General features: G+C 67.6%; 14 protein-coding genes. 7 read left to right on the forward strand and 7 right to left on the reverse strand.

Features of this window, described 5'->3' with window-relative positions; all coding sequences use genetic code 11:
* Window positions 1-69 precede the first annotated feature (69 nt).
* Complete coding sequence (locus tag ACFC96_RS36715) at window positions 70-1374, forward strand: phosphatidylserine/phosphatidylglycerophosphate/cardiolipin synthase family protein (RefSeq protein WP_376616446.1); 1305 nt, start codon at window positions 70-72, stop codon at window positions 1372-1374.
* A 512-nt stretch (window positions 1375-1886) separates the two neighbouring features.
* On the opposite strand, the gene ACFC96_RS36720 is transcribed toward ACFC96_RS36715, so the two are convergent.
* On the reverse strand, window positions 1887-3104 hold the full coding sequence (locus ACFC96_RS36720) for a phosphatidylserine/phosphatidylglycerophosphate/cardiolipin synthase family protein (protein ID WP_376224953.1): 1218 nt from the start codon (window positions 3102-3104) through the stop codon (window positions 1887-1889).
* A 442-nt stretch (window positions 3105-3546) separates the two neighbouring features.
* Between ACFC96_RS36720 and ACFC96_RS36725 the strand changes: the two genes are divergently transcribed.
* From ACFC96_RS36725 to ACFC96_RS36745, 5 genes are read left to right on the forward strand one after another with little or no spacing between them, the layout of a single operon-like run.
* Window positions 3547-4422, forward strand: coding sequence for an STAS domain-containing protein (locus tag ACFC96_RS36725; protein ID WP_376224952.1), 876 nt, complete (start codon window positions 3547-3549; stop codon window positions 4420-4422).
* Window positions 4419-4832, forward strand: coding sequence for an STAS domain-containing protein (locus tag ACFC96_RS36730; protein ID WP_376224950.1), 414 nt, complete (start codon window positions 4419-4421; stop codon window positions 4830-4832). The genes ACFC96_RS36725 and ACFC96_RS36730 overlap by 4 nt, the downstream gene beginning before the upstream one ends.
* Complete coding sequence (locus ACFC96_RS36735) at window positions 4816-5292, forward strand: ATP-binding protein (protein ID WP_376224949.1); 477 nt, start codon at window positions 4816-4818, stop codon at window positions 5290-5292. Before ACFC96_RS36730 ends, ACFC96_RS36735 begins: the two co-directional genes overlap by 17 nt.
* Before the next feature lie 23 nt (window positions 5293-5315).
* Entirely contained in the window at window positions 5316-6302 is a 987-nt protein-coding gene (locus tag ACFC96_RS36740) for a SpoIIE family protein phosphatase (protein ID WP_376224947.1), read from the forward strand.
* Window positions 6299-7564, forward strand: coding sequence for a PP2C family protein-serine/threonine phosphatase (locus tag ACFC96_RS36745; protein WP_376616448.1), 1266 nt, complete (start codon window positions 6299-6301; stop codon window positions 7562-7564). Before ACFC96_RS36740 ends, ACFC96_RS36745 begins: the two co-directional genes overlap by 4 nt.
* Before the next feature lie 115 nt (window positions 7565-7679).
* On the opposite strand, the gene ACFC96_RS36750 is transcribed toward ACFC96_RS36745, so the two are convergent.
* Window positions 7680-8852, reverse strand: coding sequence for a PP2C family protein-serine/threonine phosphatase (locus tag ACFC96_RS36750; protein ID WP_376224944.1), 1173 nt, complete (start codon window positions 8850-8852; stop codon window positions 7680-7682).
* Window positions 8853-9282: 430 nt separating this feature from the next.
* On the opposite strand from ACFC96_RS36750, the gene ACFC96_RS36755 reads away from it, so the two are divergent.
* On the forward strand, window positions 9283-9756 hold the full coding sequence (locus tag ACFC96_RS36755) for a MarR family transcriptional regulator (protein WP_376616450.1): 474 nt from the start codon (window positions 9283-9285) through the stop codon (window positions 9754-9756).
* 23 nt (window positions 9757-9779) lie between these two features.
* On the opposite strand, the gene ACFC96_RS36760 is transcribed toward ACFC96_RS36755, so the two are convergent.
* From ACFC96_RS36760 to ACFC96_RS36780, 5 genes are all read right to left on the reverse strand, one after another.
* The gene (locus ACFC96_RS36760) at window positions 9780-10961 is read right to left on the reverse strand and encodes a PP2C family protein-serine/threonine phosphatase (RefSeq protein WP_376224941.1); all 1182 of its coding nucleotides are present in this window, start codon (window positions 10959-10961) and stop codon (window positions 9780-9782) included.
* Between the two features lie 325 nt (window positions 10962-11286).
* A complete protein-coding gene (locus ACFC96_RS36765) occupies window positions 11287-11790 on the reverse strand; it encodes a MarR family transcriptional regulator (protein ID WP_340457832.1) in 504 nt (167 codons plus the stop codon).
* 582 nt (window positions 11791-12372) lie between these two features.
* Complete coding sequence (locus tag ACFC96_RS36770; protein ID WP_376616452.1) at window positions 12373-13266, reverse strand: RNA polymerase sigma factor SigF; 894 nt, start codon at window positions 13264-13266, stop codon at window positions 12373-12375.
* 776 nt (window positions 13267-14042) lie between these two features.
* Window positions 14043-14378: an STAS domain-containing protein gene (locus tag ACFC96_RS36775; protein ID WP_376616454.1), complete on the reverse strand. Its 336-nt coding sequence runs from the start codon at window positions 14376-14378 to the stop codon at window positions 14043-14045.
* 115 nt (window positions 14379-14493) lie between these two features.
* On the reverse strand, window positions 14494-15105 hold the full coding sequence (locus ACFC96_RS36780) for a TetR/AcrR family transcriptional regulator (RefSeq protein WP_376616456.1): 612 nt from the start codon (window positions 15103-15105) through the stop codon (window positions 14494-14496).
* Window positions 15106-15224: the final 119 nt, after the last annotated feature.

Consider the following 15224-nt stretch of genomic DNA (forward strand, 5'->3'; position numbering starts at 1 on the left):
TTCAAGTGAATATCGGAACTATCGGTGGAACCCGACCCTGATCATCAACAGCCCGGCGAAAGGCCGCCCATGAAGAGAACGTTCACGTTGTTCACCGCGCTGGTCGTCACCGCGCTGTCGCTGACAACGGCGCAAGCCGCGGTCAAGAAGGCCAAAACCCCGCTCAGTTGCGAGTCCCGGCCGTTCACCTCGAGCCCGGGCCCGCGCTTCAACGACCCGGAGGACCCCGACGCCCAGATGAAGATCATGGGCCCGATCATCGAGTCGATCAACAGCGCCAGCTGCGGGCAGACCATTCGCGTCTCCATGTACTCGATCAGCAACGCACAGCCGGGCCCGGACTTCGCCAACGCCCTGATCGCCGCGCACCAGCGCGGCGTCATCGTCAAGGCGCTGATGGACGCCCACAGCGACAACGCGATCTGGCAGTCGATGGTCGACGAGCTGGGCAACGACCCGCAAGCCTCCAGCTTCGCCGCGCTGTGCCCGGGCGGCTGCCTGACCCACTTCAGCGGCTCCTCCCTGCACGCGAAGTACTACATGCTCAGCGGCGGGAGCGATGCGAACAGGACAGTGACCGTCAGCAGCGCCAACCCCACCGCGGCCCAGGCCAGCACGGCGTGGAACAGCAGCGCCACCGTCAAGGGCAACGTCCCCCTGTACAACTCCTACGTCAGCTACTTCTCCGCCATGGCCAAGGGGGCGCTCAACGGCCCGGGCCCGCTGGCGCCCGACTACTACAGCTCCACCAACGGCACGGCCGCCAGAAAGCTGTCCCCGCCCTCTTATCAGTGGCCCAAGGCGCGCGACAAGAGCGACACCTGGGTCGACTTCCTGAACAACGTCAAGGCGCCGGCCACGATCAACATCGCCATGTTCCAGTGGACCTCTCACGGGGAGCCGGGCGACGAGAACTATCTGGAGCTGCCGAAGAAGCTGGTGAGCCTGGCAGGAACCGGCGTCAAGATCCACATTCTGATCACCGCCGGAATGGTCGATGCCAGCGTGCAGAACTACCTGAAGAACCGTCCGAACATCGACGTGCACGACACCACCCGCGGCACCGACGCGAACGGCAACGCCCTGCACTACACGCACAACAAGTACATGACGGTCAGCGGCAATTACGCGGGGACCGCCAACTCCAGACTTGTGTTCGTCGGCTCCTCGAACTGGACGAGCAACGGCATCTGGCACAACGACGAGACGGACCTGAAGCTGACGGGCAGCTCCAACTACGACACGTTCATGACGGACTGGCAAAGCCAGTACGACCGCTGCTGCGGGACCACGGGGCAGCGGTCGCTCGCCGAGAAGCGCGCCGAGAAGGCTGCACCAGAGATTCCGATCGATCCGAAGCAGGCCCTGGAATAGGAATTCTCGGTCCGCACCTTGCCGGTGAGCTCCAACCCGTCCCTTCTGACGGGTGGTTGGGGTGAGTGGCACCCGGACGTGAAGATGCTCCTGGTGGCGAGGACACAACCAAGTTCGCCTGCCCACCAGGAGCTTCCGCGTGCTGGTCCGACCGGCCGGCGTCGAACGTTCACCTCGGCTCCGCGCTTCCTCGCCTGTGAGCTCGCCGTACGTCCGCCGGGGACAGGGCACGCGCTGGACGTCGGCTGTCCGCCGGACGGCAGACAATGCTGGTTCTGGCCCATCTGTGAGGCATCCGGACGCCGCTGGACGGACGGGGAGGCGACAAGGACACGGTCACGTTCGTCGGCTTCTGACTGCTGCTTGACCGCGACGGCCCGGCTCCGGAGTCCTCGCAGCCGGCGGCGCCCTGTACGAGGACCGCGGGCTTGTACCGTCCGATGCGCCTGCCGCGGTGTACGGCAGATGCGGCGAATGAACACGCCGGTGCGCGTTCTGAAGGCCGCCGGTACTCACAGAAAGCGACGGACCGGCCCGACCGCCGCTTCCCGTGCCCTCTGCACGAGGTCACGACGCTTCCACCGGCCGTGCTCGATCAGCACGCTCTTCTCCCGGTCCTCGTCGAAGTGACCGTCCAGGGCTGCAGTGAAGTCCTGGTCCAGGACGGCGAGCATCACTTCCTCGTCGTGGTCGAGCGAGCGCCGGTTGAAGTTGGTGGAGCCGACCAGCGAGGCGATCCTGTCGATCGTGATGGTCTTGGTGTGCATCATCGTCGGCTGGTACTGGTAGATCTTCACGCCGCAGGCGGTCAGGTCCTCGTAGTGGCGCTGCCCCGCCAGCTGGCACACCCGCTTGTCGGTGTGCGGGCCGGGCAACAGGATCTCCACCTCCACCCCGCGGCGGGCGGCGGCACAGAGCAGCCCGGTGAAGTAGTCGTCGGGGGCGAAGTAGGCGGTGGTGAGGCGGACGCGCTCCTCGGCGGACTCCAGAACGACCCGGATCAGGGTCTGCATGTCCTGCCAGCCGAAGGAGGCCGAGCCGCGCACGACCTGGACGACGGAGTCGCCATGGTGCTCACTGTGGACGAACCGGTCGCGTTCATCGAACAGTTCGTCGTGACACTCGGCCCAATTCTGGGCGAATGCAGCAGCCAGACCGTCGACGGCGGGCCCGGTGACCTGTACGTGAGTGTCGCGCCACTCGTTCTCGTCGCGGGCGTTGCCGCACCACTCCTCGGCTATCCCGACGCCGCCGGTGAACGCGGTGCGCTCGTCGACGACGAGGACCTTGCGGTGGCAGCGGTGGTTCTGCTTGAGCGGCGAGAGGTAGAGCGGCTTGCGGAACCAGGCCACGTCCACCCCGGCCTCGTCCATGAGGTCCAACTCGTCCTTCTCGATGAGTCGGCTGCCGAAGCCGTCCAGCATGAGCCGCACCCGCACTCCGGCACGGGCGCGCTCGGCAAGCGCATCGGCGAACTCGTGCGCGATGTCACCTCGCCAGTAGACGAACGTCATCATGTCCACGGTGTGCTCGGCGCCCTTGATGGCGGCGAGCATCGCTTCGAAGATCTCATCGCCGTTGCGCAGCGGCACGAGAGAGTTCCCCTCGGTGGCCGCGATGCCGATGAGCCGCTCCAGTCTGCGCCTCAGCCGCAGGGAACGCTCCCCGCAGAGTTCCGCGGTCAGACCCTCCTGCCCGCCCAGCGCCGTACCTTCGATTGTCTGAGACATACCCCACCTTGATGTGTGTCGAGTGGCGTGACGACGATCCCGCTGCCGGTGGCTCGATGCGGCGATCGAGCAGCGGAAACGGCTTGCTGTGCGGGAGGTGCGCTCGTGCGCAGCCACGTCTACCCCCTCAAGGCCCGGAGATTCCGCCGGCCTCGGGGAAGGCGACCAGCAAGGCACCTTCGCGGTGCGAACGCCCGGTACTCGGTACGGAGCGTTGCGCCCGGCAGGTTGTGGAGGTTCGTCCGCCACCGTGGCCGGGTCCCGGCAGCGCAGGTGCGATGCGTGCCGCACCCGCACTGCCAGGACTTCCCCACTCAGGGGGCAGCATGCTTATATTTGCCTCATGGAAACAGTTGCCTAGCGGCTGTCGCCTGATATCAGCATAGGCAGTCCACCGAGCGGCCCATGCCGTCCATGGACCGCTCCGTCGAAGGGTTTTCGGGTGAGTAGCAGTGAGGCCGTCGTTCGGCAGCGTGTGACGACGGCACTGCATGGCCAGGCCGACGAGGTTGCTGATCGCTGGGTGCAACTCCAGCTGAGTCAGCCCGGGCTCGGCGCGGGCATCGCCGAGCACGAGCTGCGGGAGGAAGCGGACTCCCTGGTTGCCGCGCTGGTCGCCGGGATGGACAGTTCGCTCCCGGTGGACAGGATCGTGAATTCCCACGAGGAGCTCCGACAGGCGGTCAGTGATTTTTCACTGCGCCGGGCTCAGGCGGGCACGACACCTACCGCCGCCTCCCTGGCCGTGCTCTCCCTCAAGGAGGCAGTGCTCGGGGCGGTGCAGCAGAGCTCTCACAAGGACGAGGATCTGTTTGCCCCCGCGCTGCTGATCAACCGGTTGCTGGATGCGGCGGGTGCTCTGTCGTTCGACACGTACGTCGAAGGCCGGGAGGAGATCATCCGCAGGCAGAGCCGGCAGCTGCTCGAACTGTCGACGCCGGTCGTGCGACTGTGGCAGCAGGTGCTCGCCGTCCCGCTGATCGGCACGCTCGACACCGCGCGCACGCAGGTGGTCATGGAGAACCTGCTTCAGGCGATCCAGGATCACGAGGCACTGGTCGCGATCATCGACATCACCGGGGTGCCGACGGTGGACACGGCGGTCGCGCAGCACCTGATGCAGACCGTCAACGCGGTGCGTCTGATGGGTGCGGACTGCGTCATCAGCGGCATACGCCCTCCGATCGCCCAGACCATCGCCCAGCTGGGCATCGACCTTTCGAAGATTCTTACGCGAGCGACTCTCGCCGACGCCTTGTCCGAAGCCATCAAGCTCACGGGAAACGCTTCACCCGAGTCCCACGGGGCAGCGCGTTGACCGCGGATCGGCCGACGGCAGGCGTTCCCATACTGCGACTCGGCGACGTGCTGGTCACGGGACTGCTCAACGAACTCGACGACAAGGCTGCCGCTGCCTTCACCCAGGAACTCACCGATCGCATCTCGGCGGAGTGCATCCGGGGGGTGCTCATAGACATCTCCCGCCTGGAGATCATCGACTCCTTCGTGGCTCGCATGCTGATGGAACTGACGACCATGGCACGGCTGTTGGGCGCACGTGTCATCGTGGCCGGCATGCGGCCTCCGGTGGCCATCACGCTGGTCGAGCTGGGCGTCGAACTCGCCGGGGTGGAGACCGCGCTGGATGCGGAGCGCGGCATGGCCGCACTCGGATGGCGCCACGGCCCTCAGCCCCCGGAAGGGGCGCGACATGACGCAACTCGCTGACAAGCCCGGTGCGACAGAAAACCATGGGACCACACACCCTGCACCCTCCGCTGCCGTCGAGCCGCCCACACAGACCAGGCTGCGTACGGAGGAGGACCTGCTGACGGTCCGGCACGCGGTGCGGGCGGCGACGCTGAAGTGCGGTTTCGGCATCGTCGACCAGACGCGCGTGGTCACAGCGGCCAGCGAACTGGCGCGCAACGCCTACATCCACGGTGGCGGTGGCGCTCTGTCCATCGAGCACCTGCGCCGTGGCGACATGCGCGGGGTCCGCTTGACCGTGCGGGATGACGGGCCCGGCATCCCGGACCTGGACGTCGCCCTCACCGACGGCTACACCACCGGCACCGGACTCGGTCATGGCCTCGGCGGCGCACGCCGTCTCGTGGACGACTTCGAAGTGCATTCCGCGCCCGGCCAGGGCACTACGGTGATCGTCACGCGCTGGGCACGCCAGTGACATCCCGACCGATGCCGGGAACCATGCGGGTGTCCATCGACCACTACAGCGCCGTTCACCTCGCCGCCTCCACCGCCCGTTCGCTCGCCGAGCAGTGTCACTTGCCCGGTGCCATGCCGGACCAGGCAGCGGTGATCGCCTCGGAACTGGCCAGCAACCTCGACAAGCACGCACGCGGCGGCACTGTCTACATCCAGCCGCTGCCGCTCGGCGGCGGCCTGGAAATCCTGGCGGCGGACCGGGGCCCGGGTATGCCAGAACTCCAGCGATGCCTCGCCGACGGTTACACCACGACCGGAACCATGGGCGCCGGCCTCGGCGCCGTGACTCGCATAGCGACCGACTTCACGATCCGGACCGATCGCGAAGGGGGCACCCTCGCCTGCGCACGGCTGGCCCTCCTGGAGCAGGCACCGGCAGCGAGGCAAGCGGTCGGACTGGTGTGCGTCCCCGCAGACCGAGAGCAGCATTGCGGCGACGCCTGCGCCGTCATCGACACCGACGGTGCACGCACCGCGATCGTCATCGACGGACTGGGCCACGGCCCGCACGCCGCGGAAGCCGCGCAGGCGGCCCTGCGGTCCTTCCACGCCGCCGCCGACCGCCCGCTCCCGCACCTGCTCACCGCCATACACCGCTCACTGCGCCGAACCCGCGGCGCGGCCGTGGGCGTTCTACGCCTCCAGTCGGAGCAAGCCGAGTACTGCGGAGTCGGCAACATACGCGTGGTCGCCCTCTCCCCCCACCAGGTCCACCGACGGCTGACCGGACAACCCGGCGTCGTCGGCTGGAACCTCCCCGCCCCGCAAAGCCGCTTCTTCCCCCTGCCCAAGGGTGCGACGGCCGTACTCCACAGCGACGGCATCGACAGCAGATGGACGCACTCACCTTCGCGGTTCCTGTTGCGACTGCCTCCTTCGCTGCTCGCCGTCGCGGTCGCGCACAATCACCGCTCCACCCGGGACGACGCCGCCGTGCTCGCCGCCAGGCCCTGCCAAAGGGACTCATGACCAGGAACTTCTTCTACGCTCTGCCCCAACTCCGTGAAGCGGCACGCCAGTTGTCCAAAGACCATCAGTTGCCCGTGGAGGCCCGGGCCCGCCTCGTGCTGTCCGTCGCCGACGCGGCCGCCGGCGAACTGGCCGCCGGCCGCCCCGTGGCGCTCAGCACGGCCCGGGAATCCGGCTCGCACAGCGACGCACCCGTACTGGCGGTGACCCTCGAAGCCCTACGAGCCTGCCAACCGCTCGACATCACAAACCTGCCGCTGCCCGCTGTGGCGACGGGCCCGCACTGCGCCATCTGGCGCGTACCCCTTCCCTGCGCACAGGCACAGGGCCCTGACCCCGACCTCGACACCAACACCGGTACCGACAGCGGGCAGTTGACCCCAGCGGAGGCTCAAGCTCTCAACGAGGAGCTGCGCGCCGCCCTGGCCCGGGCCGACGTACTCGCGGCCGAACACCGCCGCCTCAAGCACGAGCTGGCCGAAACCAACGGCGGTGTCCTCGCCCTCTACGTCCAGCTCGAGGAACGCGACGAACAGCTCCGCAGGGCGCACGGACAGGTGCTGCGTGACCTCGAAGACGCACTGCGGCCCCAGCCGATGGACATCGACGGTCTGGAACTCGCGGTCCACTACGCACCGGCCGAGGCGAACGCCCCCACCGGTGGCGACCTCTACGACTGGTTCGCGCTGCCCGACGGTACCTTGCACATCACCATCGTCGACGCTCTCGGCCATGGCGTACGCAGCACCCGCAGCGCGCTCAACGTCACCCACGCCGTACGAACTCTGGCCCTCGAAGGCCACCCGCTGCAGTCGATCCTGGAACGCACCCACGAGATCCTCATGCCGTTCGACCCGGACCTCATGGCCACGGTACTGCTCGCCCGGATCGACCCCAGGACGGGCAAGGTACAACTGGCCAACGGCAGCCACCCGCCCGCCTTGCTGGTGCGGACCGACGGCACATCCGAATACCTCCACCTGCGCGGTCGCGGCATCGGCTTCCCGCTGCCGGGCAGCGAAGAACTCCTGGACACCGAGATCGACCCTGACGATGTCCTCATCCTCTACACCGACGGCCTCACCGAGAGCCGACGAGATCCCGTGGAGGGCGAACTGCGCCTTGTCGCGGCGGCGCGCGAGCTCGCCGGGAGCCCACTCGCCGAACTGCCCGGCGCCTTGGCCGCACAGATGCACACCGTCATGCTGCACCCCGACGACACCCTGGCTCTGGTCATCCGCCGCACCCACGCTGCTCCGTGACCGGAGGTTTCTCCCTCCGCCGGATCACTGAACAGGGCCGCGGACAAGGCACTGCCTCTCCGCCCCGTCACCGGGTCGCCGGCACGTCGGGCCGCGCGACCGACCGCGAGGATGGCTACGAACGGACGTCGCGGCCGAACCAGTCGAGGCACACGACCAAGGCATCGTCGTCGGCATCAGCGTCGAGGTACGCCGCGAGTTCCTGCAGGATCGCCCGGGGTACCGCAGCTGCAGGGAGAAGCGCGGCGGCCTGGATCGCACGGGCGAGCTTCTTCGCGCCGTAGGTCTCTCCCGCCTTGGCGGCAGCGCCATAGACACCGTCGCTGACGAAGACCAACCGGTCGCCCGGCGCGACATCAAACTTCTGCGCGACATACTCGGTCTCTTCGAACATGCCCAGAGGGAGCTGCGCTTCGAAGGGCACCCGTTCCACGATCTTGTCGCGCTGACGCCACAGCTGGGGCGAGCCGGCGTCCACCACCTCCGCATCCCCTGTGGCCAGGTCGAAGGAGAGCAACAGGGTCGAGACATACTCCGTGCCTCGATGCTGTGCGTAGAGAGCCTGGTCGGCCAGGCAGGCCTGATCCGCGATGCCGATGCCGGCCCGCCGGGCATTGCGCAGGGCGTTCACCGCCAGATTGGTGAGGAGGGATGCCTGGATCCCTTCGCCCATGCCGTTGGTCACGCTGAGGGTGAGGGTTTCCGACGTTGTGGCCCAGTCGAAGTTGTCACCGTGGATGGCGTACGCCGGCTCCAACTGTGCGCCGATCGCGTATTCCTTGCGGGAACAGGCCCGTCCCGGCAGCAACTGCCATTGCATCTCAGCAGCAAGCGTGAGGCGGCTGGCCCGCCGGGCCTGGAGGTAGACATCGGTGTCCCGTTCCGCCACGACGATCTCATGTCCGAGGAGCTCGGCGATTTCGGTGAGGTCCTCCACCGTGTCGGACGTACATCTCTCCTTCGGGATCCGTACGGAGAGGATGCCGAGGCGGTCGCCGCGGACGGTCACCGGCAGGTGCAGGTTGACGACGCCTTCGCGGCTCACGAACCGCCCAAGTGGTTCCTGACTTCCGAACGCACGACCTTCCGGACTGGACTGCACCGACAAGGGCTCGGCGGTGTACGGCAGCTCGGTCACGGGCTGGAGCACGGTGAGGCTGTAGTCGGCCATGAGCAGATCGACGTCGACGGCTGCATAGTGCTGGACCAGAGCGGCTCGCACCGTTTCGAGGAGGTTGTGTGGTGCGGCCGTCCGTACAGCCCGCTCCACAGCCAGGAAATTCGTCACGGTGAGGCCTTCTTCGTCAACGAGTCGGGATACTGAGCGATTGATGGGGACCGGGGACATCGGCCCTCGGGTCGCTCACTGCCCCGGAAGAACGCTCCCGGCGGTGAAACGTCCTTCGTTACCGCGGTGCCCGCACAGCGCGGCCTGACAAGGCCGAGCGGGAACTTCATGGAGCCGCAAATTTCGCCGTGCAGCAATTTTTGATTCTAGCGCGCCCGTGCTGAGGTGACTGCCGTCCCGGTTCCGTCACTTGGTCCGCCGGCTGGGCGCTCGACGCCGTTGACATGTGTGCCCGTTCGCCGGCGGATCTGCGCGGACGGCTGCGCAAGGGATATTTTCAACAGAGCGGGCAGAAGACCAGCGGCGATCCGGGTTACGCATCCCATCGCGCGCAATGAGTTCACACCCTTCCACGGAGAGTGACAGCCCTATGGACCGCGAGGGGCCAGGCGATCCCCGGCACGACCTGCTCGAGGAAACGGCCGCAGCCGTGGAGACGCTCGTGTCTTTGTGGTGGCGGGCCTCCCGGGACCTCTCGCCTCGGCTTTCAGCCCAGCAGATGGACGCATTGCTTGTCACACGTCGCAATCCCGGTATCAACCTGACCGCTTTGGCGGTGGCAGTCGGCGCCGCGCCGCCCGCTGTGAGCAGACTGTGCGGTCGGCTGGAGGCCGCGGGTCTGCTGCGCCGCGAAGCATCGACAACGAGTCGTCGGGAGGTCGAACTCGCGCTGACCTCGCGTGGGCACAAGATCGTCGACGGCCTGTTCGCCCGGCGTGCCGAACTGCTCGGTGGTGTCCTGAGCCGTATGCCCACCGCCTCACGCTGTGAGTTCCTGGCGGGGGTGCAAGCGTTCTCCGAGGCCGCACGGGCCGGCCGTCGCGATGGAAGCGCTCTTTCCTGAGCCGGCAGGATGAGGCGCGCCGGTCATGCTCTGCCCCGCCAGTCCAGACAGACGACAGCGGCGTCGCCGGGCAGGTCTTCGTCATCGGCTACCCGCATCAGCTGCTCGACCAGGATGCGGGCTGCTTCGTGGGGTGACGCATCGCGGGTGGCAACGATCGTCGCAAGCAACGCATCCTCTCCAGGCCCGTCGGCTCCCGGCGTCCGCGTGCTGTGCGGGCCGCTGGTGGCGATGACCAGTCGGTCGTTCACCGCGACGCCCAGTGGCTGTTCGCGGTAGTCGGTCTCTTCGAACATGCCCAGGGGCAGTTGGGCCTCGAGGTCCACGCGCTCCACCGTGCCGTTGCGCAGACGGAACAGCTGAGGGGACCCCGCGTCCACCACGCTGGCCTCCCCGGTGGCGAGATTGAAGCGCAGCAGAAGGGTCGGAGAGCAGCGGCGGCCGCTGTACTCGCCGTAGATGGCCTGGTCGGCCAGGCATGCCTGGTCGGCGAGACTGACCCCTGCGCGTCGCGCGTTCCGCAGCGCGCTGACGGTGAGATTCGTCAGCAGTGCGGCCGCGAGGCCGTGCCCACTGCCGTTGGTGACCGTGATGGTCAGATGGTCGTCGCTGGTGCTCCAGTCGAAGTTGTCCCCGCCGACGGCGTAGGCGGGTTCCACGTGGGCGCCGAGGGTGTACTCGTCCCGCACGAACCCGCGCCCGGGCAGGAGTTGCCACTGCATCTCCGCCGCCAGTGTCAGCCGCTGCCTTCGGCGAGCTCTCAGGTAGAGGTCGGTGTGCCGGTCGGCGATGACGAGTTCATGTCCCATCGCCGTGGCGAAGGACCTGAGCTCCATCACGGTCGTCAACCCGAGGGACGGCTTCGGGAGGTTCACCGACAGCACCCCTAGGCGATCGCCTCGCACGGTGACCGGAAGGTGCAGCGTGACCGTGCCGGCGACATCGGCCTCAAGGGTGGTGGCCCCAGCGACGAAGGCACGTGCCGCTGGTGCGCCGTCACGCAAGGCAATGGTGTGCGTCGTATGCGTCGGTGTCGTGACCGGGTGCAGTTCCGTCAGGCCGTAGTCCGCCAACAGAAGCGTCACGTAGCGGGCTTGCACCTGGGTGGCGAGCAGTTTCCGCGCGGTCGGAAGCAATGCTTCCGGTGGTGCCGCACGCAGGGCGTTCTCTGCCGCTTCGAGCCAGGCTCCACCGCGATCACTCACACCTTCCACCTCTCCCCCACCGGCTTCCCGACCACCCGGAACGGCCGGCTCCCCTGCGGAGACCAACACCTCATCGCCTCCAGACAAACGCACACTGGCACCACGAACTGCATGACTGAATCGGCCCTTCCCGCCGGTCGACGACGTGCGCCGCCGAGGGAGACCTCGACACGAGAATATATTGCCGTGGGGCAACAGTATCCCTATGGCAACAGTCTAGAGCTGTGCGAGGACACCGGAGCCTCGCCTGTTACGCAAAGGGGGTTCAGCCTGCTGTCGCGGAGCGGGCGGAGTGCGAGACGCGGCCGTGTGCAGCCGCCCTCGCCTAAGCGATGGACGCCGCAGGCCCGTCTTCCGAAACAGCTTCGCCCGGCAGGCCGATGTGCGCGGCGGCGGCGGCCCGGAACACTTCCAGCCCTTCGGCCAGCGTCGCGAGGTCAGCCGGCGCCATCGACTCCAGCACGGCCTCTACTTCACGCGCACGCGCGGTGCGGAACTCTTCGAGAACGACAGATCCGCGACGGCTCAGTCGCAGGTCGACCTCGCGCCGGCTGGTGGTGCTGGGAAGGCGCTCGACGAGCCCGGCTGCCTCCAGGCGGTCGCACAGGCGGCTGACCGCCGACGGGCGTGATCCAAGCGCGTCGCCAAGGGTCCGAAGATTCACCTTCTGCTGCTCCTGGATCACGGTCAACGCCCGGAACTGCGAGGGCGAGAGAGGCCCTGAGGGTGCGGATTCCTGGCCGCGCCCCCACAGCACCTCCAGCAGTTCCGACACACTGCACGCGGCTTGGGCCACCTGCTGGCTGCGGGACGGAAGGCTTCGGGGCATATCAACACTCTCTCACTCGCGTGTGAGCTTTGTCAGCCACGGGGTCTTGCCGGCGAACCCCCGCCGGTCAGCGTCCGCGTCGGAGGTCAGTGCCGAGTGGTGGGAGCCACAGGCCGATTCCGCCGTCGGCCGGCCAGGCGTCCTACCCATGTTCCGGTCCAGCGCTCCGCCGCTTTCGACCCGGGTCACCTGCCCTACGTCACACGGCGACGGAGCCGACAGCGGCCGTCTCCGCGGGCGAGGCCGACGTCGCGGCGGTACAGGAGCGCCGGCATCAGTGCACCGCTGATGTCCGATCGAAGGCAATGAGCAAGGAGGAGGCATTGAAGGGCCGACAGGAGTGTGCACCTCAGTCCGTCACGGACATGGAGGCCGAATTGCCGGAAGTTCCGGGACATCACGCAGAACCGGCAGGCCCTTGGGCAGCGGGCCCGGACAGCGAGCATTCCCGCATCGCGCAACACTCGGCTGACCGGCCTCGCCCCCTGACGACGTCGGCCACCTGAGCGTGGGCAGGAGATGCGGTGCGGGCCTCCGTCGAGGCCCGCACCGCATCCTGCCGAGACTCACGAAGGGGCAGACTCAGGCGAGCATGCCACTGCGGAGCTTCACCAGGGTGCGGGCCAGGATCCGCGACACGTGCATCTGGGACACGCCGATGGCTGCGCCGATCTCCGATTGCGTCATCTCTTGACCGAAGCGCATCTCGATGATGCGGCGCTCGCGCTCGTCCAGATCTTCCAGAAGTGGGGCCAGCGAGCGCAGGTTCTCCACGGTTTCCATGGCAGGGTCGGGGTCACCCAGGACGTCCGCGAGCGTGCGCGCTCCCTCGAGTTGAGGTTCGCCGGGATCGCACGGCATGTCGATCGACCCCGCCGTATAGCCGTTGGCCGCGATCATCCCTTCGATGATCTCGTCCTCACTGAGTCGCAGATGCTCGGCGAGTTCCCCGACGGTCGGATCGCGGTCCAGCACGGTGGAGAGTTCGTCCTTGCCCCTGGCCAGCTGGACGCGCAATTCCTGCAGCCGGCGCGGCACATGGACGGCCCAGGTGGTGTCCCGGAAGAACCGCTTGATCTCCCCGACGATGTAGGGGACGGCGAACGACGTGAACTGAACCTCGCGGGACAGGTCGAACCGGTCGATCGCCTTGATCAAGCCGATCGTGCCGACCTGAACGATGTCCTCCATGTCACCGCTGCCCCGGTTCCGGAAGCGTGAGGCCGCAAAGTGAACCAGCGACAGGTTCATCTCGATGAGTGTGTTGCGGGCGTACTGATACTCCTCGGTCCCTTCTTCCAGCTCCTGCAGCCGGCCGAAGAACACCTTCGACAGATCACGCGCGTCTCTGGGCGCGATCTTCCCGAGGTCCTCGAGACAAGGCAGTTCACCGCCCTGATGTCCGATGCCGATGTCACGAGTCGCCGTGGCCTGCCCTGTCTCACCTTCATGAGAGTGCATCGATGTTGCGGTCATGCCACCCTGCCTTCCTTTATGTTCCGGTCGGCGCATCGCGGCGCGCACGGGCACTTCGCACGCCTCGCCGCCGGCCCGGGCTTGTCGGCCTCGGGACGGCGCCTGAGTTCGAGATCGTGTGTGACGAGCAGCGGCCGGGACGGCCTCAGTTCTTGTCGCCCAGGGCCTCGCCCGTCCTGTCGGTGACGTTGTCCGCGGGTGGCGCGCCGGATTCCACCTCGGCACCGAGGCCGGACAACTCGATGCCCGCGCGCACCTTCGCCTGCTTCGGCGGGTTTCCGCCTCCGGGGTCGTGACGGTCATCCCGACCTGGCGGCGGCGGATGCGGCCCTTGCCGCCCAGCCACAGCGCCATCGGCAGGGTGGGGCCGACCTGTCGCTTGAGTTGTGCGCCGTCGGCGAGTTCGGCGACGTCAGTCTCGCCCTGTACGGCGTGGTCCGTACTCCTCTGATGGTGGCCGTGTCGCGCTGTCGACAACTGTTGCCCTAGGGCAAATATTGACACACGTGTTGGATTCAGGGAACCCCGCCCCTCATCGAGCCTGGACGCCCACGGCTTACGGATCGCATGACACGTACCGGCCGCCGCACGCACCCAGCCGCGCGGCGAGGGGGTCTCGCCTTCCGGATGCGACGCCCCCCAGAGCCCTCGCCCCCAACCAGGGGCAGCGCGACAGCTCGCCCCGTGACGGCTCACCCACCACGGCCACCAGCCGCCACCGAGGCCGTCGCGCGAATCGCCCACCGCGAACCCATCGACAGGCCGACGCGCTCCGCCTATTCCGCGCCTCCGCCAGCTGCGGCGAGAGCTTCGGCAGCACTTGGATGGAGCGTGAGGTAGTCATCCACCCCGGAAACCTCGAGCAACCTCTCGACCTGGGGGGCGAGGGGGCCGGCGAGGTACACCGCTCCCCGACTGGCCCAAAGCAGGAGGCTCAGAGCCGTCGAGTCGGCGAACGTCACACCGGACAGGTCCAGTACCACCGACCGACCGGAGCGGAGCGCGGCCCCGAGCGTCACCCGGGCGTCGGGTGCCGTCTCGATATCAAGCTCTCCGGCGAGCGCGACCACCTCAACCCCGCCCCGATCGAGGCCGCCCGACTCGCCATTCATTTCGGAGCACCAATAGTTGTCATGCGGCAATAATTGCACGCAGCCTGCTCGAATACGAGAGCCCATCAGCGCGACCAGCTCGCAGAAGGCCGCGTCCTGGCGGAGCCGACATCCGTCAGCTTGAGGCGATGCCCTCGGAAGCTGCCCGGGCGAGCGTGTCCGCCACCGTGGTGCATGCGAGCCGCGTCACGGAGCGCAGCTCGGCGCCGGAGGTTCCGGCACGGCTCAGTACAGCCAGCGATTGGTTGACAGCGACGACGAACGTGGCGAGCTCGTCGAGCGTCCGGCTGTCCACCGAAGAGTCCTCCAGGGCCGCGCGCACCCGTTGGCGCTGCATGTCGAGCAGGCCACGCACCTGCGCGCCGCTCTCCTCCTTCAGCGTCATCGACTGCGCGGCGGACTGGACGATGAGGCACCCCACGGGGACCGACGGGTCGGCGATACGGCCCAGGATGACGTCGAAGAATGCCTCGACCGCGCGCACCGGATCACCGGAGTGCGAGGCGAGCGCCTGCTCATACTGCGCGCCGTAGATCGACGCGTAGCGGTCGAGGCACTTGCCGAACAGGGCGTCCTTGTTGCCGAAGGCGCCGTAGAGGGAGCCGCGGCCGAGGCCGGTGGCCGAACCGAGGGCATCGAGTGAGGCGTCCGCGTACCCGCGCTGCCAGAACACCCGCATGGCCTGGTCCAGAGCCGCGCTGGTATCGAACTGCTTTCGGCCGGACACGGCGTCCACCTCCTCCCGCACGTCCCTGTCACGTCCTGCTGTGAGCCTACCCGCATCTTGGATCGATCGGTCGAGCTATCTTTGACCGATCGATCCAAGATGGCTAGCGTGAAGGTCCC

The sequence above is a fragment of the Streptomyces sp. NPDC055955 genome (assembly GCF_042270245.1).
In the GTDB taxonomy this organism is placed as follows: Bacteria; Actinomycetota; Actinomycetes; order Streptomycetales; family Streptomycetaceae; genus Streptomyces.

Excerpts from the sequence above, each read along its gene's own strand:
- ACFC96_RS36775 (WP_376616454.1), bottom strand. The coding sequence starts at position 14,378 with ATGAATGGCGAGTCGGGCGGCCTCGATCGGGGCGGGGTTGAGGTGGTC.
- ACFC96_RS36720 (WP_376224953.1), bottom strand. The coding sequence starts at position 3,104 with ATGTCTCAGACAATCGAAGGTACGGCGCTGGGCGGGCAGGAGGGTCTG.
- ACFC96_RS36735 (WP_376224949.1), top strand. The coding sequence starts at position 4,816 with ATGACGCAACTCGCTGACAAGCCCGGTGCGACAGAAAACCATGGGACC.
- ACFC96_RS36745 (WP_376616448.1), top strand. The coding sequence starts at position 6,299 with ATGACCAGGAACTTCTTCTACGCTCTGCCCCAACTCCGTGAAGCGGCA.
- ACFC96_RS36755 (WP_376616450.1), top strand. The coding sequence starts at position 9,283 with ATGGACCGCGAGGGGCCAGGCGATCCCCGGCACGACCTGCTCGAGGAA.
- ACFC96_RS36740 (WP_376224947.1), top strand. The coding sequence starts at position 5,316 with ATGCGGGTGTCCATCGACCACTACAGCGCCGTTCACCTCGCCGCCTCC.
- ACFC96_RS36770 (WP_376616452.1), bottom strand. The coding sequence starts at position 13,266 with ATGACCGCAACATCGATGCACTCTCATGAAGGTGAGACAGGGCAGGCC.
- ACFC96_RS36765 (WP_340457832.1), bottom strand. The coding sequence starts at position 11,790 with ATGCCCCGAAGCCTTCCGTCCCGCAGCCAGCAGGTGGCCCAAGCCGCG.
- ACFC96_RS36715 (WP_376616446.1), top strand. The coding sequence starts at position 70 with ATGAAGAGAACGTTCACGTTGTTCACCGCGCTGGTCGTCACCGCGCTG.